Consider the following 26,125-nt stretch of genomic DNA (forward strand, 5'->3'; position numbering starts at 1 on the left):
TAAGGGAAGTTTAGAGTAAAGGAGAGAAGAATGAATTATCAATCTACCAGAGGCGGAGAAAGAGGAGTGAGTCCCTCCTTGGCTATTGTAAAGGGACTTGCGAAAGACGGAGGACTGTTTGTTCCAAGTGAGATCCCCTCTCTTCCCTTGTCTGTTAGAGAACTTTCGGAGTTGAGTTATCAGGACCTGGCCTATGAGATTATGAAGTTGTATTTTACCGATTTTACCGAGGAGGAGCTTCGATACTGTATAAGTAGTGCCTATGATACAAAATTTGATACGGAAGAGATTGCTCCGGTGGTAAAGAAGGGGGAGTACTATTATCTGGAACTTTTCCATGGAAGAACGCTGGCATTTAAAGATATGGCGCTTTCTATCCTGCCTTATCTTTTGAAGGTCAGTACACAAAAAAATGATATTCGGGAAAAAATTGTGATTTTAACAGCAACCTCCGGAGATACCGGTAAGGCTGCGCTGGAGGGCTTCTCCGATGTGGAAAATACGGAAATTATCGTATTTTACCCGAAAGACGGTGTTTCCAGTTTCCAGGAGCAGCAAATGAAGGTGCAAAGAGGAAAAAATACGCATGTGGCTGCTATTTTAGGGAATTTTGATGATGCGCAAAGCGGTGTTAAGCAGATTTTTGCAGATGAAGAGTATAAGGCGGAGCTTTTAAAACAGGGCTATCGTTTGTCTTCTGCAAACTCGATTAATATTGGACGTTTGGTCCCGCAGATTGTGTACTATGTCTATGCTTACGGGCAACTCTTAAAGCGTGGAGAGCTTTCTTCCGGAGAGGAGCTCGCCATTTCCGTTCCGACGGGGAATTTCGGGAATATTTTAGCGGCTTATTTTGCAAAGAAGATGGGGCTTCCGCTTGGAACATTGATTTGTGCGTCCAATGAAAATCGGGTTCTGACAGACTTTTTCCATACCGGAGTATATGATAAGAATCGCCCGTTCCATGTGACAAGTTCTCCTTCTATGGATATTTTGATTTCTTCCAATTTGGAGAGACTGCTTTATACGGTTCATGCGGATGAAAAGGATGTTGCTTCCTACATGGAGGACTTACGGGAAAGAGGCAGGTATCAGGTTTCCGAAAATATTGAACAGAAGCTGGATGGAGAGTTTTACAGCGGTTCGGCAAGGGATGGCGAAGCCAGTGTAACTATTTTTCAGTGTTTTAAAGATTGCGCTTATATCTTGGATCCGCATACGGCAGTTGCAAAGTTTGTGGCGGACAATTATAGCTATAAAAGAGGAAAACAGGGGAAAACGCTTATTGTTTCTACGGCAAGTCCCTATAAATTCGCTCAGACCGTGCTGAAGGCTTTGAAGGAGCCGGTTCCGGAAGATGTATTCTCCGCTATTCGTGCCGTTTCTGAACTTTCGGGAGAGAAAATTCCGGATGCAGTGTTAGAAGTTATGGAAGGGGAAGTCAGACACAATACGGTTTGTATGGTGAAGGATATGAAGCTGACGATTTCACATTTCTTACTTTCCTAAGAATCAAAATTGTGCTACACTCACTCCGTATTGGAAAGATAAAGGAGAGAGCGGATTAGTTTTCCGTTTAAGGAGGGAAAAAATGCTGGTAAATGCAAAAGAGATGTTGGATAAGGCGTTAGAGGGACATTATGCAGTACCTCATTTCAATATCAATAACTTGGAGTGGACCAAGGCTGTTCTTCTGGCTTGTGAAGAGGTGAAGTCTCCCGTTATTCTCGGTGTGTCGGAAGGTGCCGGAAAGTATATGTGCGGCTTTGAAACCGTTACCGCCATGGTAAAGGCAATGGATAAGAGTTTGGGAATTACCGTTCCTGTAGCTTTGCATTTGGATCACGGTAGCTATGACGGATGTTTGGCTTGTATTAAGGCAGGATTTACTTCCATCATGTTTGACGGATCTCATTTCGGAATCGAAGAGAATGTTGAAAAGACAAAGGAACTGGTTGCTACGGCGCATAAGGCGGGAATGTCCATTGAGGCTGAGGTCGGTGCTATCGGCGGAGAGGAAGACGGCGTTGTCGGCATGGGAGAATGTGCCGATCCGCAGGAATGTAAGAAGATTGCAGATTTGGGCGTAGACTTCCTGGCTGCAGGAATCGGAAATATTCACGGGATTTATCCGGAGAACTGGCAGGGGCTTTCCTTCGAAACTTTGGCAGCCATTAAGGCGGCTATCGGAGAGAACTTACCCTTGGTTCTGCATGGCGGTTCCGGCATTCCGGATGACCAGATTAAGAAAGCCATTTCTTTAGGTGTGTCAAAAATCAATGTCAATACAGAGTTGCAGCTTGTCTTTGCCAAGGCAACAAGAGAATATATTGAAGCAGGTTCCGACAAGAAGGGTAAGGGATACGATCCCAGAAAGCTTTTAAAGCCCGGTTTTGATGCAATTATCGAAGAGTGTAAGGCGAAGATTGCCCTTTTCGGATGTGCAAATAAGGCGTAAGCGTTATTTTATACGAAATCATGATTTTATCTTTGATTTTTTGCGGTGTTGAAAAAATCTGTTTTCATATTGCAAAATATTCATTCTTATTGCATGCCGTGCGCGAAGCGTACGGCATCTCCTTTATAAAGATACTGACAGGAAAAGGAAGGAAAAGGCATGGATAATTTTTCAAAAAATGTTTTTCATGACGGAATGATGCGGGAGAGACTTCCGAAAAATGTCTATGTGAAATTGAAAAAGGCTATTCAAGAGGGAAATTCCTTAAGTCTTGAGCTTGCGGACGCCGTAGCACAGGGTATGAAGGAGTGGGCAATTGAGCAGGGAGCTACGCATTATACGCATTGGTTTCAGCCTTTGACGGGTATTACGGCGGAAAAACATGAAGCCTTCTTAAGCCCTGTGGGGGAAGGAAAGGTGATGCTTGAATTTTCCGGTAAGGAGCTGGTTCGTTCGGAAGCCGATGCCTCCTCTTTTCCATCAGGAGGTCTTCGGGCCACTTTTGAAGCAAGAGGCTATACGGTTTGGGATTGTACGAGTCCGGCCTTTTTAAGAAGAGAGGGAGAGACGGTTACACTTTGTATTCCCACTGCTTTCTGCTCTTATACCGGAGAAGCATTGGATAAAAAAACGCCTTTACTTCGCTCTATGGAAGCGATTAATCGGGAGGCACTACGTATTTTACGCCTGTTCGGCAATACCGGAAGTCGCTATGTAAAGCCCTCTGTAGGGGCGGAACAGGAGTATTTTCTCATAGATCGGGAAAAATACTTGAAAAGGAAGGATCTGGTTTATACCGGAAGAACACTTTTCGGCAGTATGCCGGCAAAGGGCCAGGAGCTCGATGATCATTACTACGGCATTATCCGAAAGAGAGTAGCTGAATTTATGCGGGACTTGGATGAGGAACTTTGGAGCCTCGGAGTACCGGTAAAGACGGAACATAATGAGGTTGCACCTTCCCAGCATGAGCTGGCTGTGGTTTATGAAGAGGCCAATATTTCTCTCGATCACAATCAACTGGTTATGGAAAGCCTGAAAAAGGTAGCTTCCCGACATGGTCTGGAGTGTCTTCTGCACGAAAAACCGTTTTCCGGTGTGAATGGATCCGGAAAACATAACAATTGGTCCCTTACCACGGATGACGGCATCAATCTGATGAATCCGGGGGAAAGTCCCCACGAAAATATACAGTTCCTTCTGGTACTCGCTTGTGTACTTGCTGCAGTGGATACACACAGTGAGCTTCTTCGTATGTCTGCTGCCAATGTCGGAAACGATCATCGTCTGGGAGCTGATGAAGCACCGCCCGCGATTATTTCCTGCTTTATCGGAAGCCAGTTGCAGGGTGTGGTGGAGCAACTCATTGGAACAGGTTATGCGACGGCGTCTCAAAAGGGGAGAAGTTTAACGATGGGAGTGCGGGCGCTTCCGAATGTTCTCGCTGATGATACGGACCGAAACAGAACCTCTCCCTTTGCTTTTACCGGAAACAAGTTTGAATTCCGTATGCTGGGCTCCTCCGATTCCATTGCAAGTGCCAATATTATCTTAAACACGATTACGGCAGAGCAGTTCCAAAAGGCTGCAGACTTTCTGGAGAAGCAGGAAAATTTCCAGCTTGCGGTGCATGATTATATTAAGGAGCTTCTCACCAAGCATGAAAGAATTATTTTCAATGGAAACGGCTATGCGAAGGAGTGGATAGAAGAGGCCGAAAGAAGAGGCCTTCCGAACCTTTCCTCGACGGTACAGGCTTTTTCCGCTCTCAGTAAGAAAGAGGCTATTGCGCTTTTTTCCAAGTTTTCCATTTATACCGAGTCTGAACTTCTGAGTAGAGAGCGGGTTGAGTATGAACATTATACGAAGGTGATTCATATTGAGGCGAGAGCCATGGTGAACATCAGCGGGAAACAGATTATTCCTGCAGCGGTTCAATATGTGGAGAAGTTGGCCTCCGCCCTTAAGCTTGTGCGAGAGGTTTCGAAGACTGCATCGACTTATGCGGAAGAGCGATTGTTGAATGAGACTTCCTCTCTTTTGGAGGAGATAGATAGACGGCGGGAAGAACTTTTAAGCAAATTGGAAAACTCCGGAGAAGGTGTTTCAGAGAAAGAAAAGGCTTTTTATGCCTATGAGACGATTGTTCCGGCTATGCAGGCACTCAGAAAGCCTTGTGATATTCTGGAAACCATTATGGATAAGAGCCTTTGGCCCTTCCCGAGTTATGGAGACCTCTTGTATGAGGTGTCTGAAATTTAGAAGCCATAACCTGAAAACGGGATTTTGAAAAAATGAGCTATCTTGTGTTTTAGCATGCTGTTTTGCTATGCGTAAACGCAGAAAATGAAAGTAGTACAGGACAAAAGCCTTCTTTTTTGTTATCATATTGTTCATGAAATATTATTGTTGTTTGAAAATGAACAGAATGGTTTAGGACATAGAAAAGGAGAAGAGATGAATTCCTGTGCTATTTTATTGCGAAATATTATGGAAAATCCTGATTTTAGCCAAAGACAGTTGGCAGAGAGAACAGGAATGTCGCTCGGGAAAGTGAATCGTTGTCTGAAAGATTGGGAAGAACAAGGCTATTTAAAAAAAGCAAATGAATCCAAAGTAGAAGGCCGTTCCGTAAAGCAAAATGCCACCGAAAAACAGAGCCATGCAGAAAACCGAATTAAAAAGGGGCAGTCACGAATGCTTACGGAAAAAGGAAAGGCTTTTTTAGAGGCGAATAAGGTAGATGCGGCTCTTATCCTGGCGGCAGGCTTCGGTTCCCGCTTTGTGCCCTTAACTTATGAATGCCCGAAGGGACTCCTGGAGGTCTTCGGCGAAAGAATGGTAGAGCGGCAGATTAAGCAGCTTCATGAGGTAGGAATTTACGACATTACCATTGTTGTTGGCTATCTGAAGGAAAAATTCGACTACTTAATTGATGCCTACGGAGTAAAGCTTTTGTATAATCCGGAGTATTCTGTGAAGAATACGCTCGGGACACTTTATCATGCGAGAAAAGCCATGGAGGGGAAGAACTTTTATATCCTTTCTTCCGATAACTGGATGCGGGAAAATATGTACCATAGCGTGGAACCCCTTTCCTGGTATGCGGCGAGCTTTATGGAGGGAGAGACCAAGGAGTGGGTTTTACATTGCGCGAAGGACGGACAAATTAAAAGTGTAGAGGTTGGAGGAGAAAATGCCTATTGTATGTACGGCCCGGTATTTCTGAAGAAAGAATTCTTTTCCGCCTTCCTGCCTTACCTGGAGGAATACTACCATAAACCGGGAACGGAAGACTTTTACTGGGAAGATGTCCTTCGCCTGGCCTTAAAACATTTACCTCCGATTTATCGGAATGAGCAGAAGGATGGACAGATTTACGAATTTGAAAATCTGGAAGAGTTACGTGCCTTCGATGAGAAATACAATCACAGTTCCGGTTCGGAAGCCATGGAACTGATATCTGCCGTTTTCCATATTCCTGAGTGCGAAATTGTGAAGCTTCGCTGTCTGAAGGCCGGTATGACCAATCAATCCTTCCTTTTTCGGATCCATAAAGAGAGTAGGAATAAGGACTATGCCGGAAAGGACTTTATCTGCCGCATCCCGGGAGTGGGAACGGGGAAGCTCATTAATCGAAAAGAAGAGGAAGAAATTTACCGCATTGTGAAGGATTTGCATATTACCGAGGAGCTCCTCTACTTTAATCCGGAAAACGGTTATAAAATTTCTCGCTACTATGAAGAGGCAAGAAATGCGGACTTTTCAAAGCAGGAAGAGAGAAGAGCCTGCATGAAGCAGTTACTGAAACTTCATGAGGGAAAGAAAACAGTGGGTCATCCCTTCTCTTTAAGGGAAAGATTAGCGTATTATGAAGCGATTTGTTTGGAAGGAGGGGGAGAAATTCCCTATCAGGATTACGAAAAAATAAAGCCGGATAGAGAAAAAATGCTTTCGTTTACGGAGAAATCCAATCCGCCTCTTTGTCTTTGTCATATTGACGCGGTACAGGACAACTTCATTTTCACAAAAGAGGGCGTGAAAATGATTGACTGGGAATATGCAGGTATGGCGGATCCTTTACTGGATATTGCGATGGGAGCAATTTATTCCTATATGGACTTTCAAGAAGCGAAGAGCTTGCTGGAGGACTATCTCTTAGCGGCAGAAGAGGCGAAAGTGGCAGAACCTCTGCTTCTTCACGGCAGAACGAAAGAACAACTGGAAAAACTTCTCGTTGCTTACATGGGGCTTTCCGGTCTCCTTTGGAGCCTGTGGTGCGCCTATAAGATGCGAAAGGGGCAGGAATTCGGAGAATACAGCTTGAAAATGCTTCGTTACTTTAAGGAGGCAAAGAAAACTTTGGGACTGTAAAAGATTTTTTATGTAAAACGGGATATCGTGTATAGGCGCACGATATCTCGTTTTGCAAACTTTAGAAGCTTATAGTAAGGCTGAAAAAGGTCGATGAAAAAGAGAATTCTATTTACTAAAAGCAAAATTAAGAACAATTATTTATCTTGTTTTTCTTTGGAAAAGAAGTAAAATAGATTATAAGAGCAGAAATGCTTAAGAGCGATTAAAATTCAAGGAGGATTCCCATGGCAAAAACAATTTTAGTAGGAGCAAATCACGCAGGAACGGCCTGCGCCAACACCATTCTGTCTTATCCCAATCAGGAGCTTACCATTTATGACCAAAACAGCAACATTTCCTTTTTGGGATGTGGAATGGCACTCTGGATTGGAGAGCAGATTCATTCGGGAGACGGTTTGTTTTATGCAAAGCCCGAGAATTTCCTGGCAAAGGGAGCAAAGGTAAACATGGAATCACAGGTCCTTTCCGTGGATTACGACAAGAAGACTGTGAAGGTACAGCTTAAAGACGGACAGGTGATTGAAGATCACTACGACAATTTGGTTTTTGCTACAGGATCTATCCCCAACAGAATCCCGGTAAAGGGCTTTGACTTGGAGAATGTGCAGATGGTAAAGCTTTATCAAAATGCCGAGGAAGTCATTGAAAAACTGAAGAACAAGGGCGAGTTCAAGAAGGTATGTGTCCTGGGAGGAGGCTATATCGGTGTGGAGCTTGCAGAAGCCTTCCAGCGTCTTGGCTTGGAAGTAACCTTAATCGATATGGTGGATCGTATTCTTGCAGGCTATTTTGATGCTCCCTTCTCCGATGAGTTAAAGAACAGAATGGAAGAGCACGGCATTAAGCTTGCTTTGGGTGAGAAGGTAGAAGAGTTCTTAGGAGAAGGTAAGGTATCCGGCGTTAAGACCGATAAGGGCGTATATGATGCGGATATGGTAATCTGTGCTGTGGGCTTCAGACCGAATGCAAGCTTAGGAGCGGACCACTTAAAGCTGTATGCAAACGGCGCTTATCTGGTAAACAGAAAGCAGCAGACCAGCGATCCTTCCGTTTATGCCATCGGAGACTGTGCAAGCCTTTATGACAATGCAAGAGGCAGAGAAAACTATATAGCCTTGGCGACCAATGCTGTACGTTCCGGCGTTGTGGCAGGACATAACATTTGCGGAACACCTGTAGAAAGCTTAGGTGTTCAGGGCTCCAGTGCTTTGGGAATCTACGGCTATAAGCTCTCCTGCACCGGACTTTCCTTAGCGGCGGCGGAGAGAGAAGGCATGTCTGTATCCTATGAGGATTATGAGGACACGCAGTTCCCTGCCTTCATGGAAGTGGAGAATCCGAAGGTCAAGATTCGAATCGTCTACAAGAAGGATGATAAGAAGATTGTGGGCTGCCAGTTAGGATCCAGCTACGATGCAACTGCCATTATTCATTTCTTCTCTCTGGCTATTCAGAAGGGATTGACCATGCCGGAGCTTCCCTTGGTGGATCTGTTCTTTATGCCGCACTTTAATCAGCCGTATAACTATGTAACCATGGCAGGCTTGCAGTGGCTTAATAAAGAGTTGGGCTTAAAGGGCTAAGATTCCCATTGTGCTGAAAGAAAAAATAATTCGCGGTATTTTTTATAAATATACTATACCTAAAAATGCTCAGACTCTTTACGTCTGAGCATTTTTTCTTGAAACATTTTTGGAAGGAAAGAACTTGAAAATAGAAAAAAGCATTAAAAGGAGAAAAAATTCGTATAATTGTTAAGGAAAAGTAAGAGCTTAGTATAGAAATTTGAAAGCAAGCTATGCTATAGTTTAGAAAAGACGAAAATGGGCAGTTTTCTAAGGAAAAAGAGAGCTGCTTTTTTCATAGCCTTGTAATGAATCCGCTTTAAAGGGAGGAAAATATGAATTTAGGAAAAAGATTCGGTTTGAAAGCATTGGCGTTAGGACTTTGCATCGCCAGTCTTTCGATGACGGCTTTAGCCGCAGGTTGGGGACAGGAAAAAGGAAAATATTATTTCATTGATCCGAAGAATAATGAAAAGGTTAGCGGAAAGTGGATCCACACTTCCTCCGGGTACTATTATATCGGTGCAGATACCTATATGGTGACCGGCTGGAAGAAGATCAATAATTCTTGGCATTATTTTCGCCCGTCGGGACTGATGGTGACCGGCTGGAGAGAGGTGGACAAGCTGTGGTATTATCTGAAGTCCGATGGAACCATGCAGACCGGTTGGTTAAAATTACAGAAGGACGGGAAGGATGTCTGGTATTATCTGAAGGCTTCCGGAGCGATGGCAACGGGCTGGAGAAAGATTTCCGACAAATGGTATTACTTTAATCCGGAAGACGGTTCTTTAGTGATGCAGAAATGGCTTAAGATTTCCGATAAGTGGTATTACTTCGGTTCTGACGGTGCAATGCAGAGCGGTTGGTTGAATCTGAATGGAGAGTACTACTATCTTTCCTCGGCGAATGGCAATATGGAAACCGGTTGGAAGACCGATACCGACGGAAACAAGTACTACATGGATTTAGGAAACGGAAAGATGTCTACCGGCTGGAAGCAGATAGAGAATGCTTGGTATTATTTCTTAAATAACGGAAAGATGGTAAAAGGTTGGCTGAAAGAGAAGGGTCATTATTACTATCTGGAAGACGGCAAGATGCTGGCAAACACCACGGTAACCTTGGACGGACGCAGTTTCAGCTTTAATGAATACGGTGTATGTACTTCGGATACTTCCAATCTGAACTTTACAGAGGCAAATACCCAGAATAACAACAATAACAACAGCAATAGCAACAACAGTCAGGGGCCAGGAGCGGCAGGACCCGGCGTGACCGGTCCCGGAGGAAACAGCAGTACCGAATCAAATACGAGTCCGAACCCAAGCGCAAACCAGAGCAGTTCTGATGGACCGAGTGCGCAGGGACCGTCCGGAACGAGTCCCAACGCTTCTTCCGGCGGAACAATACAGCCGGGAAGTACTACCGGACCGCAATAAATATGCTTTAGAGAAAAAAGAGGCTTGCCCTCTTTTTTTCTATGTAATAAAATTTCTTCACATAAAGGGTACAGAGAAGCTGGGAGGAACTGCATATGCTGGACGATTATATGGAAGCAAAAAAATTGGGAGATCGAGCTTACAGAAATGCTCTTCTTTTCGGACAGGCGCCGTATCTGGAGGCCTTGGACGAGAAACTGGGAAAAGAGGATATACAGGGCGAAAATGTCTTGGGGCTGTTGGAAATTCCCTTGCAAGATATAGCCGGCACGAAAACCAAGGCCAGACAGCAATCCTTTGCCAGAAATTTTATGCCGATACTCAGTCCTAAAACGGAATTTGCTTCGAAGTGGGCCAATCTTTTCGATTCCATTACGGAGGAAGGGGTTCGGGAACCTATTCTGGTCTATGAGTATATGTATCGGTTTTATGTACAGGAAGGAAATAAGCGTGTTTCCGTAAGCCGGTACAATAAGGCGGTTTCCATTCCGGCAAAGGTTATTCGAATCTTGCCGAAGCGAACGGAAGAGAAGGAGAATAAGCTGTATTATGAGTTTGTGGATTTTTATAAATCTTCCGGACTCTACGGCATTTACTTTTCGGAGCCGGGAGCTTATGAGCGTTTTTCTCAGTTTTTGGGAATGAAAAATGGAGAAATTTGGTCTTCCGAACTCTGCAAGGATGTGCGTGCGGCATTCTCCCGTTTTTCGGATTTATACTTTGCGATGGGGGGAAGAAGGCTGGAAAACACGGTGGGGGATGCCTTTTTTCTTTATATTTCGGTATATGGAATTCATTCCATTTTGGAAAATGCTACGGATAAAATTCGAGAAAATCTGGAAAAGATCTGGAACGAATTTAAGAAATCGGCCGGAGAAGTGGTTTTGATACAAAATCCGGAGGAAATGAAGAAGGAAAGCAATTTCTTCACCGTTTTTTCGGGAGGAAGTTTATCCGGTGCGAAAAAAGAGTTAAAAATAGCCTTTTTATACGAAAGAAGTGTAGCAAGCTCTACCTGGGCTTATGCACATGAACTCGGAAGAAACTATATCCAGGATCGATTTAAAGAACAGGTAGAGAGTAGAGCCATGGAAAACTGCAGTACGGATGAAGAGGTCCGTGCGGCAATTGAAGAGGCTGTCACTTGGGGAGCCAGACTCATTTTTACGACCGCTCCTTTTATGGCGCAGGAGAGTATTAAAATGGCACTTAAGTATCCGGATGTTTCTATCTTAAATTGTTCGGTTAATACTTCTTATAATTCTATCAGGACCTATTATGGCAGAATGTATGAGGCCAAGTTCCTTATGGGGGCGCTTGCCGCCTCCGTTTCGGATGGAAATGATTTAGGCTATGTGGAACAGTTCCCTCTTTACGGTACACTGGCGAATGTCAACGCCTTTGCCATCGGAGCGCAATTTATTAATCCCTGGAGCAGAGTTCACCTGTCCTGGAGCGGTTTACAGAATGCGGATTGGAAGGCTGTCTTTCAGTCTAAGGGCATTCACGTGATTTCGGGGCCGGAGTTCGCAAAGCCTTCCGAGCGTAGTAGAGAGTTCGGCTTGTATTTAAATTTAGACGGGGAAGTACAATCCAATATTGCGGTTTCTATCTACAACTGGGGAAGGTATTATGAATTGATTTTACATTCCTTCTTGGAAGGCTCCTACCATAGTAACAATCTGGCAAAAAGTTATAGTGCGCTAAACTATTATTACGGTTTAAAAGAGGGGGTAATCGATGTGATTCTTTCTCGAAACCTGAGCTACTCTTCGAAGAAACTGGTGTCTATCTTGGAAAAAGAAATTAAGGAAGGAAGCCTCTTGCCATTTTCCGGAGAAATTCACAGTCAGCGGGAAAAAATCCATAGCGAGGGGACAGAGAGTCTGGAAATGGAAGAAATTGTGGATATGCGTTGGTTAAATGACAATGTTTTGGGAGAAATTCCTCCTTTGGAATCTTTTACGAAGGAATCACAGGAAGCTATACTTTCAGGAGGATTCCTATTATGAAAATTCTTTGCATAGCGGATGAAGAGAACAGAGGCCTTTGGGACCATTTTCAGAAAGAAAAACTGGAGGGAATTGACCTGATTCTCTCTGCAGGAGATTTGAGTTCGGACTATCTGCAGTTTTTGGTTACCATGGGGCGAGCCCCGCTTCTCTATGTACATGGAAATCATGATGAGTCCTATTCGTTTAAGCCTCCCCTGGGTTGCGAGTCGGTAGAGGACCGAGTATATGATTTTAAAGGTTTGCGCATTTTGGGGCTGGGAGGTGCTCCATGGTATAAACCGGGAAGCTTTATGTATTCGGAAGATGAGATGAAAAGGCGGATTAACAAAGTGAAAAAGGACATTTTGTTAAAAAACGGCTTTGATATTCTGCTTACCCATTCGCCGGTACGAGGTTACGGAGATATGGAAGATCCTGCTCATAGGGGTTTTTGTGCTTTTGAAGAATTATTGCAGAAGTACAAACCCAAATATATGATTCACGGGCATGTTCACGGGAATTACGGCAGTGCTTTTAAGCGGGAGCTTCAGCACAGTAGCGGGACGAGGATCATCAATGCTTATGATAAGTTTGTATTGGATATCGAAGAGCACGAGTATCCGAGGGAGGGAAAGACAGGTTCCCTTCTCTATGATTTATACAAGCAAATGAAGGGAAAGAAGGAGTAAAGTAAGCTATGATTGAAAATGATTGGGCGGAAAAGCTGCAGGGAGAGTACAAAAAGCCTTATTACCGAAAGCTATACAATACGGTCGTAAGGGAATATAAGGAACAACAGGTTTTTCCGAAAAGCGGAGATATTTTCAAAGCCTATGATCTTTGCCCCTTTCACAAGCTGAAGGTTGTTATTCTTGGGCAGGATCCTTATCACAATGTAGGACAGGCGCAGGGATTGTCCTTTTCCGTACAGAAAGGGATTGCTCTTCCCCCTTCCTTACAAAATATTTTCAAAGAGCTGCAGGATGACCTTTCTTATCCGATTCCAAAGAGCGGAGACTTGAGTCACTGGGCTGAGCAGGGCGTTCTGCTGTTAAATACCGTCCTCACGGTACGTGCCCATCAGGCTTTTTCTCATAGAGGAATAGGCTGGGAGGAGTTTACCGATGCCACGATAAGAGCAATAGAGGAAAAGGAAGAGCCGGTGGTCTATATTCTTTGGGGAAGCCCCGCGCAAAAGAAGAGAGCTATGATTCACCAGAAGAAAAGGCTGATTTTAACAGCGCCGCATCCCAGCCCATTGAGTGCATATCGCGGATTTTTCGGCTCCAGGCCTTTTTCAAAATGCAATGCCTATCTGGAACAGGAGGGGCTTAGTCCGATAGATTGGCGTTTATCGGATGAGTAGTGCCGAGGGAAGCATTTTCAATTTTGCAGGATTATACGGTAGTCCGTGTTTTACGGTTTGATACGGAAGATTTTGTTTTAAGGAGTTTTATGAATATTGTTGAATTTTTAAAAGTTATTGTATTTTCCTTGGTAGAGGGCTTTACCGAGTGGCTTCCGATTTCTTCTACGGGGCACTTGATTCTTTTACAGAATATCATTCCTCTGGCAGGGACAAAGGAGTTTTTTTCCACCTTTGAAGTTTTAATACAGCTAGGCGCTGTTATGGCTGTTGTACAGGAATTCTTCTTCCGTCTCTGGCCCTTCGGAAAGAGAAAGAAGAGTGGAGGAATCTACCTGAAGGAAGAAAAGGTGATTCTGATTGGAAAAGTTCTTTTGGCTTGCCTTCCGGCGGCTGTTTTCGGTCTACTCTTGGATGATTTTCTGGATCAATATCTCTACAACGGTTTTGTCGTATCTCTGATGCTGATTCTCTACGGCGTATTTTTTATTGTTTTGGAGCAGAGAAATGCAAGCCGCAAATTTGCGTTCAACAGGGTTGAAGATTTACCCTGGACACTTTGTCTCGAAATCGGTCTTTTTCAGTGTCTGGCCCTAATTCCCGGTACTTCCCGTTCAGGGGCAACCATTATCGGAGCCATGCTGTTATCGGTAGGGAGAGTTGCGGCAACGGAGTTTTCCTTTTTCTTAAGTGTTCCCGTTATGGCAGGAGCAAGCCTCTTGAAACTCATAAAGCACGGCGGTCATTTTTCGGGAATGGAGTGGTTTACACTTCTGCTTTCCATGGTTTTGGCATATCTTGTCAGCTTGTACTGCATTCGATTCCTGCTTCGTTATATTCGAAGTCATGACTTTAAAATTTTCGGCTACTATCGGATTATCTTTGGCGGCATTATGCTGATGTGGTTTTTGGTTTCCCGTTTTCTCCTGTAAGAAAACCGTAATAGCACTGTAATGGAAAGGGGCTTGTATCTCTTTTGGGGAATCGGTATCTTTATAAAGAAGAATAAGGAAAACATAACCATAGGAAAGAGGGATAAAATGAAGGGAAGAGCGATAGTAGTCGGTCTTATGCTTTCTGCAGTGCTTTCAATACAAAGTTTTGCAGCGACGGAGATAGGCTTGAATTTAAATTGGAAATATGCAAAGAATGCGAAAATCAATACAGGAAAGGCAATTCTTTATACATCGGACAGTAAGAATCCGAAGAAGATTACGATTGCCGTAAATGCCGGACACGGAACAAAGGGAGGAGAGAAGGTCAGAACCCTTTGCCACCCGGATGGAACAAGGAAGGTTACGGGCGGAACCAATGCTGCAGGCTCTACGACGGCTTTGGCGGTATCTTCCGGGATGACCTTTAAGGACGGCACCAAAGAAGCTACGGTTACCGGCCAGATGGGGCATATTTTTGCGAAAAAACTCTTGGATGCCGGATATGATGTTTTACTCATTCGTGACGGTGATGATGTACAGCTGGATAATGTTGCCAGAACCGTTTTAGCTAACAATAAGGCGGATGCACACATTGCCTTACACTGGGATTCCACGGAAAAAGATAAAGGCGCATTTTTTATGTCCGTTCCCGACTCCTTAAAGAAGATGGAGCCGGTTGCTTCTCACTGGGAAAGTCATGAAAAGCTGGGAGAAAGTTTAATTGCCGGCTTAAAGGGAAAAGGGGTAAAGATTTTCTCAAGCGGCAGTATGGATATGGATTTAACACAGACCTCCTATTCGACGGTTCCTTCCGTTGACATTGAACTTGGAGATAAGATTTCGGATCACAGCGAAAAGCAGCTGAATCTTCTTGGAGATGCTTTGGTGGACGGAGTCAATAAGTATTACGGCTTTACATCTTAAGCTTTTTGAAAAGGAAATTCTTAAGAGCCTTGAAGAAAACTTCTTTGAGGCTCTTTTTCTTATATTTTTTCAGAACTGTGTCGAAAGACAAAAGAACGGAAAAAGCTAATCGATTTTTGTTTAGAGAAGATCGTCCCAAAATCTTGTAAGATTTTGCTTTCATTTATTCTTTCTAAAAGGAGGATAGCAAGACGCTTCGGTATTTCGAAAGGATGGAAAGCCGCGCTCAAAGTGATATTTCTCCTTCTATTGTAAAAAGCTGGCTTTTGTGGAGGGACCATGAAGGGACCATTATCCAAGGATGGATATAGGGTAGTGCTATAGGAATAGTATGCTCTATGCCATAAAGGGCAGCTTTTTTTCTTTTAGAGAATTCGCTTTTTTCTTTTTCGGAACTAGTTCTTGTATTTTCAAAAAAGCGTTTGTATACTAAGCCAAGGTGTCATTAGACAGCAGGGCTTATTTTTTTGGGAGAAAAGAGTCTATCCTGTGGAGAAGGGTGAGGAAGGTTTATGAGTTATCTTTCTAGTTTATTCAGCCTCTTTGGGGGCTTGGGTATGTTTTTGTACGGCATGACCGTGATGAGCGACGGTATGCAGAAGGCGGCCAGTTCCAAAATGTCCAAATTCTTAAATATTGTAACGGAAAATCGCGTTATGGCGGTTATTTTGGGAGCTGGCATTACAGCCCTGGTGCAGTCTTCTTCTGCAACTACCGTTATGGTGGTCGGCTTTGTTAATGCCGGTATTCTCAATCTTTCTCAATCCGTTGGTATTATTATGGGCGCCAATATCGGAACGACCATTACTGCATGGATGGTATCTTTGACACAGGTGTCCGGTTCCGCCTTGAGTATTTTCAAGCCGGAGTTTTTTGCTCCGCTACTCGTGGGGTTCGGCTCTTTTCGCCTGCTTTTCGGAAAAAAAGGAAACGATGATCTTCTTGCGGACTTCTGCGTCGGTGTGGGGCTTATTTTTATTGGACTTGAATTTATGAGTTCCGCCGTATCGCCTTATGCCAATTCCCCCGTTTTTTCCAGGGCATTTCAGATTATGGGAGGAAATCCGATTCTGGGTATTCTTACCGGAGCGGTTGTCACCGGGCTGATTCAGTCCTCCGCGGCTTCCGTATCCATTTTACAGACCTTGGCTCTTTCCGGGGCGGTACCGAGAGTGGCAGGCTTTTACATTACTCTGGGACAGAATATCGGTACCTGTGTTACCGCAATGATTTCCTCTGCCGGAGCCTCCAGGACCGCGAAGAGGGCGGCTATGATTCACTTACTTTTCAACGTGACCGGTGCAGTACTCTTTGGAATCCTCATCTTTTTAATGAGTTTGCCTTTTGCAAGCTTTTTTCAGGGACGCTTAAGTCCGGTCGAGATTTCCATGTTTCACACCATTTTTAATATCAGCTGCACAATCGTGCTCTATCCTTTTGCCGATCTTTTGGTGGCTCTTTCCGGCAAGCTTGTTTTGGAGACAAAGAAGGATAAGGAAGAGGCTGAAAATCCGAATCATTATACGGAAGTGGAGAAAAGCCTTATTCAGCATCTTGACCTACGTATTTTGGAATCTCCGGCAATTGCCATTGCGGCCGCAAAGTCGGAAGTTGTCAATATGGCACGGATTACGGAAGAAAATATTCATCATGCCACAGATATTCTTTTAGAAGAGAAAACAGAAGAAATCCCGGAGATTTTTAAACAGGAAAAGGTAATTGACAATATGCAAAAGCTCCTGACCGAGTACTTGATTCATATCGGAAATTTATCCTTAAATGAAATGCAGAAATTGGAAGTGAACAATATGTTCAATACCATTACGGATATAGAACGTGCGGGAGACCATGCTGAAAATATTGCGGAGCAGGCAAAGTTCGCGGAGGAGCATGCCATTTCCTTCTCGGAAATCGGACAGGACGATATTCGTAAGATTTCGAAGACGGTTGTAGAATCTTTCCATGCCAGTATAGAGGCCTTTGAGAAAAATGATTTGGATATGGTTGTGAAGACAGCACACTTGGAAGATCAGGTGGACGAGATGGAAGAGGATATGAGGGAAACGCATATCGAGCGTCTGAATTCTGGAGCCTGCGCCCCACAGGCAGGAGTGGTGTTCTTGGATGTCATCTCCGATTTGGAACGCATCTCCGACCATGCGGACAATATCGCCGGCTATGTAAAGGCGATGATTTAAAGTGTTTCCCGCTTTTGTGATTAAATATTTTTAAAAAGTAAGTATTTTTATGTGCAGAATCTTTCTATAGGAGATTCTGCATTTCTTTTTATGAAAAAAGGGTGAAATTTTTAACAAATGCAATAATTTCCCTTGAAAAAATAAGCTTCGTGCAATAGAATAGACGCTGTTATGTGAGAGAGGATTCGAAGAACGGATTTTCTCATTATAAGAGGAAAATTCACAAATAATTAGGAGGAAAAGGAATATGGCAGTTAAAGTAGCGATTAATGGATTTGGTCGTATTGGACGTTTGGCATTCCGTCAGATGTTTGATCATGAGGGGACAGAGATTGTTGCTATCAATGATTTAACCGATCCTAAGATGCTTGCTCACCTTTTGAAATATGATTCTTCTCAGGGAAGATATAAGTATTGCGATAGTGTTGTGGCCGGCGAGGACTACATCGAGGTTAAGGGAAAGAAAATTAAGATTTACAAGGAGGCTGATGCTTCCAAGTTACCTTGGGGACAGCTTTCCGTAGACGTAGTTTTAGAGTGTACCGGTTTCTATACTTCCAAAGAGAAGTCCGAGGCACACATTAAGGCAGGTGCTAAGAAGGTTGTTATTTCCGCTCCGGCAGGAAATGATCTCCCGACTATCGTTTACAATGTTAACCATGAAATCTTAAAGGCAGAGGACAACATCATCTCTGCTGCATCCTGCACAACCAACTGCTTAGCTCCTATGGCTAAGGCTTTAAATGATTTTGCTCCGATTCAGTCTGGAATCATGGCAACCATTCATGCTTATACAGGTGACCAGATGCTTCTTGACGGCCCGCACAGAAAGGGTGATTTAAGAAGAGCAAGAGCCGGCGCTGTAAATATCGTTCCGAACTCTACCGGTGCAGCTAAGGCTATCGGCCTTGTTATTCCGGAGTTAAACGGAAAGCTGATCGGATCCGCACAGAGAGTTCCGGTTCCGACAGGTTCCACGACTATGCTTTTTGCAGTGGTAAAGTCCTCCAAGGAAGTAACGAAGGAGAGCATCAACGCTGCTATGAAGGCTGCTTCCGATCCTGAGACCTACGGATACACAGAGGATGAAGTTGTTTCCAGCGATATCGTTGGAATGACCTACGGTTCTCTCTTTGATGCGACCCAGACCATGGTTTCCAAGGTTGGAGACGATCTCTATGAGGTTCAGGTAGTTTCATGGTATGACAATGAGAATTCCTATACTTCTCAGATGGTTCGCACCATTAAGTACTTCGAGAAGTTTGTAAAGTAATTGAGTTATAAATTAAAAATTATATTGTAAAGCTATGCGGGGAAGCCGCCGGAGTGTGTGCTCCGGCGGTTTTCCCTTTATTACGGGGGCTATACGAGAGGTTACAGGCTCCCGCCAATAGGAAAGGGGAATGATATGGCAGAATTAAACAAAAAGTCGGTAGATGATATTTCTGTAAAAGGAAAAAGAGTGCTTTGTCGTTGTGACTTCAATGTTCCTTTAAAGGATGGGAAGATTACCGATGAAAATAGACTTGTAGCAGCGCTTCCCACAATTAAGAAGCTTATTTCCGATGGTGGCAAGGTCATTCTTTGTTCTCACTTAGGAAAGCCGAAGGGTGAGCCGAAGCCGGAATTATCTCTGGCTCCCGTAGCAAAGCGTCTTTCCGAGCTTTTGGGACAGCCCGTTCTTTTTGCAAAGGACGACAATGTAGTAGGAGAGAATGCGAAGAAGGCTGTTTCCGAAATGAAGGATGGAGACGTTATTCTTTTAGAGAATACCCGTTACAGAGCGGAGGAGACCAAGAATGGGGAAGCATTCTCCAAAGAACTGGCTTCTCTTGCAGATGTTTTCGTAAATGATGCTTTCGGTACCGCGCATAGAGCACACTGCTCCAATGTGGGTGTAACCGAGTTTATTGACGGACCCGCTGTGGTTGGCTACCTGATGGAGAAGGAGATTCGTTTCCTCGGTCAGGCGGTAGAGAACCCGGTTCGTCCCTTCGTGGCTATCCTCGGCGGTGCAAAGGTTTCCGATAAGCTTGCGGTAATCGACAATCTCTTAGAGAAGTGCGATACTTTGATTATTGGCGGCGGTATGGCATTCACTTTTGTAAAGGCACAGGGCTATGAAATCGGAAAGTCTTTAGTGGACGACGAGAAGCTTCAGTACTGTAAGGATATGCTTGCAAAGGCAAAGGAAAAGGGCTGCGAGATTTTACTTCCTGTAGACGCGGTTTGCGCTTCCGCATTCCCGGATCCGATTGATGACAAGAATCTTCCGGTTAAGACCGTGGATATCAATGCCATTCCTGCAGATATGTTGGGACTCGATATCGGACCGAAGACACAGGAGCTTTTTGCGAATGCTGTAAAGACTGCAAAGACTGTGGTTTGGAACGGACCTATGGGTGTATTTGAGAACCCGATTCTTGCACAGGGAACCATCGCGGTTGCAAAGGCCCTTGCTGAGACGGATGCAACAACTATTATTGGTGGTGGAGACAGTGCTGCGGCAGTGAATACTTTGGGATTCGGAGACAAGATGACACACATTTCCACGGGCGGCGGTGCTTCTCTGGAATTCTTGGAAGGTAAGGAGCTTCCGGGGGTAGCAGCTGCAAACAATAAGTAGGTCTTAGCTGATAAGAGACAGCGTATAAATTATCGTGAGCAGTTTGAAAACGGAGTCCAAGTAATTTAAGTATAGTTTGGAGAAAAAAATGAGAAAAAAAATTATTGCCGGAAACTGGAAGATGAATATGACAATTACGGAGGCGAAAGCTCTCTGTGATACCTTGATTCCGATTTCCAATACGGATGAGGTGGACGTGGTCTTCTGCGTTCCGTCCATTGACATTTCTACTGTAGTGGAGAAGGTAAAGGGCACAGATATCTCTGTTGGAGCGGAGAACCTCTACTTTGAGGATAAGGGAGCCTATACCGGAGAAATCTCCGCTGATATGCTGGTGGATGCCGGAGTGAAATATGTTATCATGGGACATTCCGAGAGAAGAGGCTATTTCCATGAGACCGATGCCGATATCAATAAGAAGGCGAAGAAAGCTCTGGAAAAAGGACTTACTCCGATTATTTGTTGCGGAGAGAGTCTTGAGCAGAGAGAAATGGGAATCTATTTCGAGTGGATTGCAATGCAGATTAAGGCGGCATTCCAGGGGATTTCCGCAGCGGATGCGGCTAAGTGTGTGATTGCTTACGAGCCGATTTGGGCTATCGGAACAGGCAAGACGGCAACGGCAGAGCAGGCGGAAGAGGTTTGCGGTTATATCCGTAAGGTAATAGAAGAGGTTTACAACAAAGAAACTGCAGAGAAGATTCGAATTCAGTACGGCGGATCCATGAACAGTGGAAACTGCAAAGAACTTCTTTCCAAGCCGAATATAGACGGCGGTTTGATCGGCGGCGCTTCCCTAAAGGAAGAGTTTGCGAAGATTGTGCATTATAACGCGTAGGAAGCACAACGCATAGTAAGCAATATACGTTCGAAAAGAAGAAAGGAAAAGGGACTGTGGCATTCCACAGTCCCTTTTCCTTTCTCTCATGAGTTTTGAAACAGCGATATTTAAAATAATTTTTTCCTTTTATTCTTCTTTCAGCCGGAAACGTTCTACCAACACATTCATCTTATTGGCCTGACCGGTCAGTTCTTCAGAGGCTGCTGCACTCTGCTCCGCTGTGGCGGAATTTGCCTGTACCACGGAAGAAATCTGCTGTAAGCCTTGATTCAAAGAAGTAATTCCTTTCAAATCTTTATCGGAAGCGGAAGAAATCTGTTCAATTAAGGTATTGACCTCTTCCGTACTCTTCGAAACGGAATGTAAGGATTCCGCTGTTTCTTCGGTAATTCTTGCTCCCTTTTCCACTGCTTCAATGGTTTCTTCAATCAGCAAGCCTGTATTTTGAGCAGCTTTTGCGGATTTCTGAGCAAGATTTCCTACCTCATCCGCAACTACGGCAAAGCCCTTTCCGGCAGCGCCTGCTCTTGCCGCCTCAATAGCGGCATTCAAGGAAAGGATATTCGTTTGGAAGGCAATATCATCGATGGTCTTGATGATTTTACTGATTTCATTGGACTTTGCGGTAATATCATTCATGGCCTTCCGCATTTCTTCCATCTTCTCATTGGACTGCAGTACAGCCGTACCGGCTTCTCCCTGCAATTTAAATGCCTCTCCTGCGGTTTTTGTAGAGGCTTGAATAGAGTGAGAAATATCCTGCATATTGGCGGATAACTCTTCGATAGAAGAAGCCTGTTCCGTTGCGCCTTGTGATAAGCTTTGCGCTCCGGTGTTTACCTGCTCCGCACTTCTTAATACCTGCACGGAAGAGGAATGTACTTCCTGCAAGGTTTTATTCATATCGCTTTGGATATTTTTCAAACTTTCCAAGAGCGGTGCATAATCTCCGATATAGTCTTCGCTTTCCAGATTTTCGGTAAAGTTTCCGCCTGCCATGGCTTCTAAGCGGTCTCTCAGATCAAATACAATCTTTTTGCTTCTTCCGATAACCTCAGAAATGCTGTAAGAAAGTTCTCCGATTTCATCCTGATTAGGATAATGAATTTCCACATCAAAATTTCCGTTAGCCACTTCTTTCCCCGCGTCACTGATCTTTCGCAATGGCTTTAAGGCTTTGGAAATCCGGACAAAATTGATAATCTGAACCAGCATAAAAATTATGACTTCCGATAAAATCAGTGCGAATAATAGTTGATTTTTCTCCTGGTCAAAATGGGGGATAGTCATAGCGGTCTGCACCCACCAATTAACCCCTTCAATTTCCAACGGCACATAGTAGCGAACCTGGCTGTCTCTTTGGAAAAATGCTTCTTTACTTTGCATCTTCTCCACCAACATATCACTATATTTCTGACCAATAAGGTTTCCTAAGTTCTTTCCCTTGGCATCCGGGTTATTGCTGTAGACAAAGTTGTTGTGATTGTCTAAAACATCAAAGAACACATTTTCATAGCCAAGAGTACTCATATCCAACTCGTTAAAAACTTCAGTGGAAATTTCCGTGGTTACGATTCCTAAGAATCGATCTCCGTCCAGAATTGGAACAGTCATATAGAAGCTGCTTTTTCCGGTATCCGGATTTTCAATGGGAAGCGTTGCGGAAGCCGCTTTGCTATTCTGTGTCTCCTTATAAAAATCTTGTGTACCGTAGACCTCATAGGGAACCATAGAGAATTTATCTCCATCCGTATCATAGCGAAGAGAGTAATTAACATTTTCCTTGGAAAATGCTCCCGGCTCCAACAGTAAAGCCTGACTGACAATTCCCAGGTTATTTTTCGAGAACCACCGCATGGTATTCATTAAATAATACTCTTCCTCCGCTTCGGGAATCGTGAGAGGGGCACTGACTCCGTCCACTGCACTTTTTCCGCTAAGGGATGAATCTCCGCTATCTTCTTTTTGAAAGTTGACAAAGCTGTCCGCCAAAGATTGCATGGTGGTACTGGTGTTTACCGTGATTTTATTTACTCTGCCGGCATTCAGGTTAGAAAGAGCATTCATATTTTGCTCATTCTTCTTATTAAATGCTGCACTGGCTACCGACAAAATAAAAGCGGTCATCATCGCAAATAAGAAAAGCATGATAATACCTAAGCTTAAAGAGATTCTTCCGCTTAAGGAATGACTTCGTTTCTTTCTCTTTTCTTGTCTAAGCCCTGTTGTTTGTGCATCGTGTTTTTTCATTGTTCCTTCACCTCTTCTGTAGAAAATTCCATTTTTCTTACCATTTTGATTTATTTATATCGGCAAAAAAAGATGGTCCAATAATTTAATAGATTTATCTATTTTGCAGTTTTTTTCTTGCTTTTTGAAGAGAGTGGAGAAAAGGGCGTTGGGTGTTTTTCTCCTGCATCGGAAAATCCTCCGTGACAAAATTTGCCTTCAAAATTATATTTATTCGAGAAAAAGTCGAAAATACTCGGAAAGGAAAACAGGATGCTTGCGGATAAAAAGAAGATTATTTACGGGAGGGATTCCATGTTGCATTATCGATTTGCGGAAGAAAAAGATTTACAGGACTGCGTAGAATTGCTCACGGATTCTTTTTTTGACTATCCGTATTTTTCCAATTTTATTGAAGAAAATGAAAAACGAAGAGACTTCGTGCGTTCTATTCAAAGCATTGCTGTTGGAATTTACTATGGAAAGCAAAGGATGATGCTTGCGGAGGAGAACGGGGAAATCCTTGCCGTTGCAGCTATTCAAAGCCCTCGAGACAAGGGCGTGGAGTGGAAAGACTATGTTTCCAAGAAGGCATTGCAAACCTTTCTGATTGGTGGGATTTTCAAAACCTTAGCCTGGATTTCCATGACGGAAAAAGCGGAGAAGGTGATTCATAGCCAACGGAAGCCGTATTGGTATTTAGGTTCATTGGCGGTGAAAAATAACCGAAGAGGAGAAGGCATCGGAGGAAGATTCTTAAAAGAAGGAGTTATCCCTTATGTGGCCGGGGAAGGTGGAGAGCAGTTTACTCTGCTGACCAATACGGAAAGCAATGCCCGCTTTTATGAAAAAGCAGGATTTTCTCTGCTTTCCTATGAAGAACTCCAAACTCCGAAAAAACGAATGGGGAATTGGAGTTATTGTATGGATGTACGAACTGAAAGAGGAATCGTTGCTTAAACGAGATATCACACGCTTTGCGAGCGATACTCGTTATGAAAAAGGTATCTCAGATTTCGTCTACGCCACTTGTTAAGAATAAAGAAGAAAAGGGACACCTCAGATGAAGTGTCCCTTTTTAGTCTTGACAAGTATTGAATTTATTTTTCCCAAGGAAGTTCGGGCTTTCCGAAATGGCCGTAGGAGGAAACCAAATTATAGTCAACATTTAACAGGTCTAAACGAGAAATAATTCCCTTCGGTGTCAGGTCGTAGCTGTCCAAAACGGAACGCCAGATATTTCCTGCGGGCTCTTTTTCCGTGCCGAAGCAATCCAGATAAAGAGATACCGGCTCGGCTACCCCGATGGCGTAGGCAAGCTGTACTTCACAGCGATTGGCTCTTCCGGAAGAGACAATGTCCCTGGCAACCTTTCTTGCCATATAAGCTGCGGAACGGTCTACTTTGGAGGGATCCTTTCCGGAGAAAGCGCCGCCGCCGTGGTGGGCTGCTCCGCCGTAGGTATCGGCAATGATTTTTCTTCCCGTTAAACCGGAATCGGCAAAAGAAGAGCCCAAAACAAAGCGACCGGTTGGGTTCACCAAAACATGGAAATCGGTGTTCAGGCTCATTTCCTCGGCGGTTTCCTGCATGATTTTTTCGATGATGGCACGCACTTCTTTTAAGCTGACCGACTCGCTGTGCTGGCTGGAAATGAGGAAGGTATCAATTCTGTGCTCCTTATAGTCAAAGCTGACCTGCGCTTTGGCATCCGGCTTTAAGATAGCAAAATCATTGGACAGATTAAAGCTCTGCAGCTTCTGTAAAGCTCGCGTGGAAAGCACATAGGGAAGCGGAAGCATTTCTTCACTTTCTTTTGTAGCATAGCCGAACATCATCCCCTGATCGCCGGCGCCGTCGTGATCTACGCCCATGGCAATGTCGGGAGATTGAGCGGAAATCAGTTCTTGTACTTTGTAATTCTCCAATTCTTTCAGTCCGATTTTACGAAGAACATCCATTACCAGTTTCTGATAATCCGGAATATAGGTGGATGTAATTTCTCCAAGGATAATGATGTCGTAATCCTTAATACAGACTTCTGCGGCAATTCTTGCCTTTTTATCGTGGGAAAGAATATCGGTCACAATGGCATCACTAATCTGGTCACAGATTTTATCGGGATGTCCGTTAGATACTTGTTCTGATGAAAATAACATATTTTTCCTTTCTTGCCTTAGGGCAATAGCATAATGAACACTTTTTGCACAGGAATCCTGGCAATAAAAAAGCCATTGGGCGACGCCAATGGTTCATATCAAATCTTATTGATCGAAACAACTGCTTCGCTCAGGTTAGCACCTTCCTTTACAAGGGGTTGCTGCGGTTTCATCGCTCCTATGTAGCTCCACCGTCTCTGAATAAGGTATTAAATTGTGATGGTATAGTAGCTAAAACAAAGTTTCTTGTCAATAAACTTTCGACATATTTTAGAAATATATAAATCGTTTTTTCTCTTCTATAGCAATATGTGGAAGCACTGTTGGATGTCTTTATCTTTTCCTATAATGAAAAGACTCTCCCCTTCTCGGAAACGATAGTCCGGACCCAGAGTGACATTGACTTCATCATTGCTTTTCACAGCAATAATATTGACTTTGAATTTTTTTCGAACATCGATTTCTCCGATGGACTTTCCCGTCCAATCCTTTGGTAAAGCAATTTCAAAAACGGCAAAGTCTTTGCTGACCTGAATGTAATCCAGGACGTTTTCCGAACTGCATTGAACAGCGGTGAGGTTTCCGACGAGCTTTTCCGGATAAACGACGGCATCGGCTCCGTTTCTCAAGAGAAATTTTTCCTGTAAATCTCTGGCGGCACGGGAAACTACTTTGTTTGCCCCCAGTTCCTTTAAATGGGAGGTGACTTCCAAAGATGCTAAAAAGTCAGTTCCAATCGCTACAATGCAGACATCGAAATTGGAAACACCCAGAGACTTTAAGAATTCCTGATTACTTGCATCTCCGATTTCCGCATTGGTAACATGGGGGAGGGCGGCTTTTACCCGTTCCTCACTGCTGTCCACTCCGAGAACCTGAATATGCATTTCATTCAACTTTTTTGCCACGTGTAAACCGAAACGCCCTAAGCCGATAATCAAAATTTGTTTCATACTTTCTCCTTTAACGACAATGCTATTTTATTGATTAATCCGATAATTCCATTTTCTT

The 26,125-nt window shown here is 43.8% G+C and carries 19 protein-coding genes and 1 riboswitch; of the genes, 16 read left to right on the forward strand and 3 right to left on the reverse strand.

What is annotated here, in order from left to right; translation table 11 throughout:
* Window positions 1-30 precede the first annotated feature (30 nt).
* From thrC to tpiA, 15 genes are all read left to right on the forward strand, one after another.
* Complete coding sequence (gene thrC, locus HMPREF9624_RS00350; RefSeq protein ID WP_009536014.1) at window positions 31-1,509, forward strand: threonine synthase; 1,479 nt, start codon at window positions 31-33, stop codon at window positions 1,507-1,509.
* An 82-nt stretch (window positions 1,510-1,591) separates the two neighbouring features.
* Window positions 1,592-2,458, forward strand: coding sequence for a class II fructose-1,6-bisphosphate aldolase (gene fba / locus HMPREF9624_RS00355; protein ID WP_009429654.1), 867 nt, complete (start codon window positions 1,592-1,594; stop codon window positions 2,456-2,458).
* A gap of 159 nt (window positions 2,459-2,617) precedes the next feature.
* On the forward strand, window positions 2,618-4,720 hold the full coding sequence (locus tag HMPREF9624_RS00360) for a glutamine synthetase III family protein (RefSeq protein ID WP_009536015.1): 2,103 nt from the start codon (window positions 2,618-2,620) through the stop codon (window positions 4,718-4,720).
* Window positions 4,721-4,915: 195 nt separating this feature from the next.
* Complete coding sequence (locus HMPREF9624_RS00365; RefSeq protein WP_009536016.1) at window positions 4,916-6,832, forward strand: sugar phosphate nucleotidyltransferase; 1,917 nt, start codon at window positions 4,916-4,918, stop codon at window positions 6,830-6,832.
* Window positions 6,833-7,059: 227 nt separating this feature from the next.
* Entirely contained in the window at window positions 7,060-8,418 is a 1,359-nt protein-coding gene (gene nox, locus HMPREF9624_RS00370; RefSeq protein ID WP_009536017.1) for a H2O-forming NADH oxidase, read from the forward strand.
* 317 nt (window positions 8,419-8,735) lie between these two features.
* Window positions 8,736-9,842, forward strand: a complete 1,107-nt coding sequence (locus HMPREF9624_RS00375) for a cell wall-binding protein (protein ID WP_009536018.1) — start codon at window positions 8,736-8,738, stop codon at window positions 9,840-9,842.
* A gap of 95 nt (window positions 9,843-9,937) precedes the next feature.
* Window positions 9,938-11,854: a BMP family ABC transporter substrate-binding protein gene (locus tag HMPREF9624_RS00380; protein WP_009536019.1), complete on the forward strand. Its 1,917-nt coding sequence runs from the start codon at window positions 9,938-9,940 to the stop codon at window positions 11,852-11,854.
* Window positions 11,851-12,525 (forward strand): metallophosphoesterase family protein, encoded by a 675-nt coding sequence (locus HMPREF9624_RS00385; protein ID WP_009536020.1) that lies wholly within the window; start codon window positions 11,851-11,853, stop codon window positions 12,523-12,525. The genes HMPREF9624_RS00380 and HMPREF9624_RS00385 overlap by 4 nt, the downstream gene beginning before the upstream one ends.
* Before the next feature lie 8 nt (window positions 12,526-12,533).
* The gene (locus HMPREF9624_RS00390; RefSeq protein ID WP_009536021.1) at window positions 12,534-13,202 is read left to right on the forward strand and encodes a uracil-DNA glycosylase; all 669 of its coding nucleotides are present in this window, start codon (window positions 12,534-12,536) and stop codon (window positions 13,200-13,202) included.
* An 89-nt stretch (window positions 13,203-13,291) separates the two neighbouring features.
* The gene (locus tag HMPREF9624_RS00395) at window positions 13,292-14,134 is read left to right on the forward strand and encodes an undecaprenyl-diphosphate phosphatase (RefSeq protein WP_009536022.1); all 843 of its coding nucleotides are present in this window, start codon (window positions 13,292-13,294) and stop codon (window positions 14,132-14,134) included.
* A 108-nt stretch (window positions 14,135-14,242) separates the two neighbouring features.
* Window positions 14,243-15,061: an N-acetylmuramoyl-L-alanine amidase gene (locus tag HMPREF9624_RS00400; RefSeq protein ID WP_009536023.1), complete on the forward strand. Its 819-nt coding sequence runs from the start codon at window positions 14,243-14,245 to the stop codon at window positions 15,059-15,061.
* Window positions 15,062-15,573: 512 nt separating this feature from the next.
* Window positions 15,574-17,259, forward strand: a complete 1,686-nt coding sequence (locus HMPREF9624_RS00405) for a Na/Pi cotransporter family protein (RefSeq protein WP_009536024.1) — start codon at window positions 15,574-15,576, stop codon at window positions 17,257-17,259.
* A 247-nt stretch (window positions 17,260-17,506) separates the two neighbouring features.
* Window positions 17,507-18,532 carry a type I glyceraldehyde-3-phosphate dehydrogenase gene (gene gap / locus HMPREF9624_RS00410; protein ID WP_009536025.1) on the forward strand — a complete coding sequence of 342 codons (1,026 nt, stop codon included), beginning with the start codon at window positions 17,507-17,509 and terminating at the stop codon, window positions 18,530-18,532.
* 135 nt (window positions 18,533-18,667) lie between these two features.
* Entirely contained in the window at window positions 18,668-19,885 is a 1,218-nt protein-coding gene (locus tag HMPREF9624_RS00415; RefSeq protein WP_009536026.1) for a phosphoglycerate kinase, read from the forward strand.
* Window positions 19,886-19,973: 88 nt separating this feature from the next.
* Window positions 19,974-20,723, forward strand: a complete 750-nt coding sequence (tpiA, locus tag HMPREF9624_RS00420) for a triose-phosphate isomerase (RefSeq protein WP_009536027.1) — start codon at window positions 19,974-19,976, stop codon at window positions 20,721-20,723.
* 129 nt (window positions 20,724-20,852) lie between these two features.
* Here the strand turns inward: tpiA and HMPREF9624_RS00425 are convergent, their stop codons facing one another.
* Complete coding sequence (locus HMPREF9624_RS00425) at window positions 20,853-22,976, reverse strand: methyl-accepting chemotaxis protein (RefSeq protein ID WP_009536028.1); 2,124 nt, start codon at window positions 22,974-22,976, stop codon at window positions 20,853-20,855.
* 252 nt (window positions 22,977-23,228) lie between these two features.
* On the opposite strand from HMPREF9624_RS00425, the gene HMPREF9624_RS00430 reads away from it, so the two are divergent.
* Entirely contained in the window at window positions 23,229-23,915 is a 687-nt protein-coding gene (locus tag HMPREF9624_RS00430) for a GNAT family N-acetyltransferase (RefSeq protein WP_009536029.1), read from the forward strand.
* Between the two features lie 140 nt (window positions 23,916-24,055).
* Here the strand turns inward: HMPREF9624_RS00430 and metK are convergent, their stop codons facing one another.
* Complete coding sequence (metK, locus tag HMPREF9624_RS00435; RefSeq protein ID WP_009536030.1) at window positions 24,056-25,114, reverse strand: methionine adenosyltransferase; 1,059 nt, start codon at window positions 25,112-25,114, stop codon at window positions 24,056-24,058.
* A 102-nt stretch (window positions 25,115-25,216) separates the two neighbouring features.
* Window positions 25,217-25,322: riboswitch (SAM riboswitch) on the reverse strand.
* A 91-nt stretch (window positions 25,323-25,413) separates the two neighbouring features.
* On the reverse strand, window positions 25,414-26,067 hold the full coding sequence (locus HMPREF9624_RS00440; RefSeq protein WP_009536031.1) for a potassium channel family protein: 654 nt from the start codon (window positions 26,065-26,067) through the stop codon (window positions 25,414-25,416).
* Between the last annotated feature and the right edge of the window lie 58 nt (window positions 26,068-26,125).

Source organism: Oribacterium asaccharolyticum ACB7 (assembly GCF_000238075.1).
GTDB lineage: Bacteria > Bacillota > Clostridia > Lachnospirales > Lachnospiraceae > Oribacterium > Oribacterium asaccharolyticum.

Coding starts and splice junctions, on each gene's coding strand:
- thrC (WP_009536014.1), top strand. CDS start 31: ATGAATTATCAATCTACCAGAGGCGGAGAAAGAGGAGTGAGTCCCTCC.
- fba (WP_009429654.1), top strand. CDS start 1,592: ATGCTGGTAAATGCAAAAGAGATGTTGGATAAGGCGTTAGAGGGACAT.
- HMPREF9624_RS00360 (WP_009536015.1), top strand. CDS start 2,618: ATGGATAATTTTTCAAAAAATGTTTTTCATGACGGAATGATGCGGGAG.
- HMPREF9624_RS00365 (WP_009536016.1), top strand. CDS start 4,916: ATGAATTCCTGTGCTATTTTATTGCGAAATATTATGGAAAATCCTGAT.
- nox (WP_009536017.1), top strand. CDS start 7,060: ATGGCAAAAACAATTTTAGTAGGAGCAAATCACGCAGGAACGGCCTGC.
- HMPREF9624_RS00375 (WP_009536018.1), top strand. CDS start 8,736: ATGAATTTAGGAAAAAGATTCGGTTTGAAAGCATTGGCGTTAGGACTT.
- HMPREF9624_RS00380 (WP_009536019.1), top strand. CDS start 9,938: ATGCTGGACGATTATATGGAAGCAAAAAAATTGGGAGATCGAGCTTAC.
- HMPREF9624_RS00385 (WP_009536020.1), top strand. CDS start 11,851: ATGAAAATTCTTTGCATAGCGGATGAAGAGAACAGAGGCCTTTGGGAC.
- HMPREF9624_RS00390 (WP_009536021.1), top strand. CDS start 12,534: ATGATTGAAAATGATTGGGCGGAAAAGCTGCAGGGAGAGTACAAAAAG.
- HMPREF9624_RS00395 (WP_009536022.1), top strand. CDS start 13,292: ATGAATATTGTTGAATTTTTAAAAGTTATTGTATTTTCCTTGGTAGAG.
- HMPREF9624_RS00400 (WP_009536023.1), top strand. CDS start 14,243: ATGAAGGGAAGAGCGATAGTAGTCGGTCTTATGCTTTCTGCAGTGCTT.
- HMPREF9624_RS00405 (WP_009536024.1), top strand. CDS start 15,574: ATGAGTTATCTTTCTAGTTTATTCAGCCTCTTTGGGGGCTTGGGTATG.
- gap (WP_009536025.1), top strand. CDS start 17,507: ATGGCAGTTAAAGTAGCGATTAATGGATTTGGTCGTATTGGACGTTTG.
- HMPREF9624_RS00415 (WP_009536026.1), top strand. CDS start 18,668: ATGGCAGAATTAAACAAAAAGTCGGTAGATGATATTTCTGTAAAAGGA.
- tpiA (WP_009536027.1), top strand. CDS start 19,974: ATGAGAAAAAAAATTATTGCCGGAAACTGGAAGATGAATATGACAATT.
- HMPREF9624_RS00425 (WP_009536028.1), bottom strand. CDS start 22,976: ATGAAAAAACACGATGCACAAACAACAGGGCTTAGACAAGAAAAGAGA.
- HMPREF9624_RS00430 (WP_009536029.1), top strand. CDS start 23,229: ATGCTTGCGGATAAAAAGAAGATTATTTACGGGAGGGATTCCATGTTG.
- metK (WP_009536030.1), bottom strand. CDS start 25,114: ATGTTATTTTCATCAGAACAAGTATCTAACGGACATCCCGATAAAATC.
- HMPREF9624_RS00440 (WP_009536031.1), bottom strand. CDS start 26,067: ATGAAACAAATTTTGATTATCGGCTTAGGGCGTTTCGGTTTACACGTG.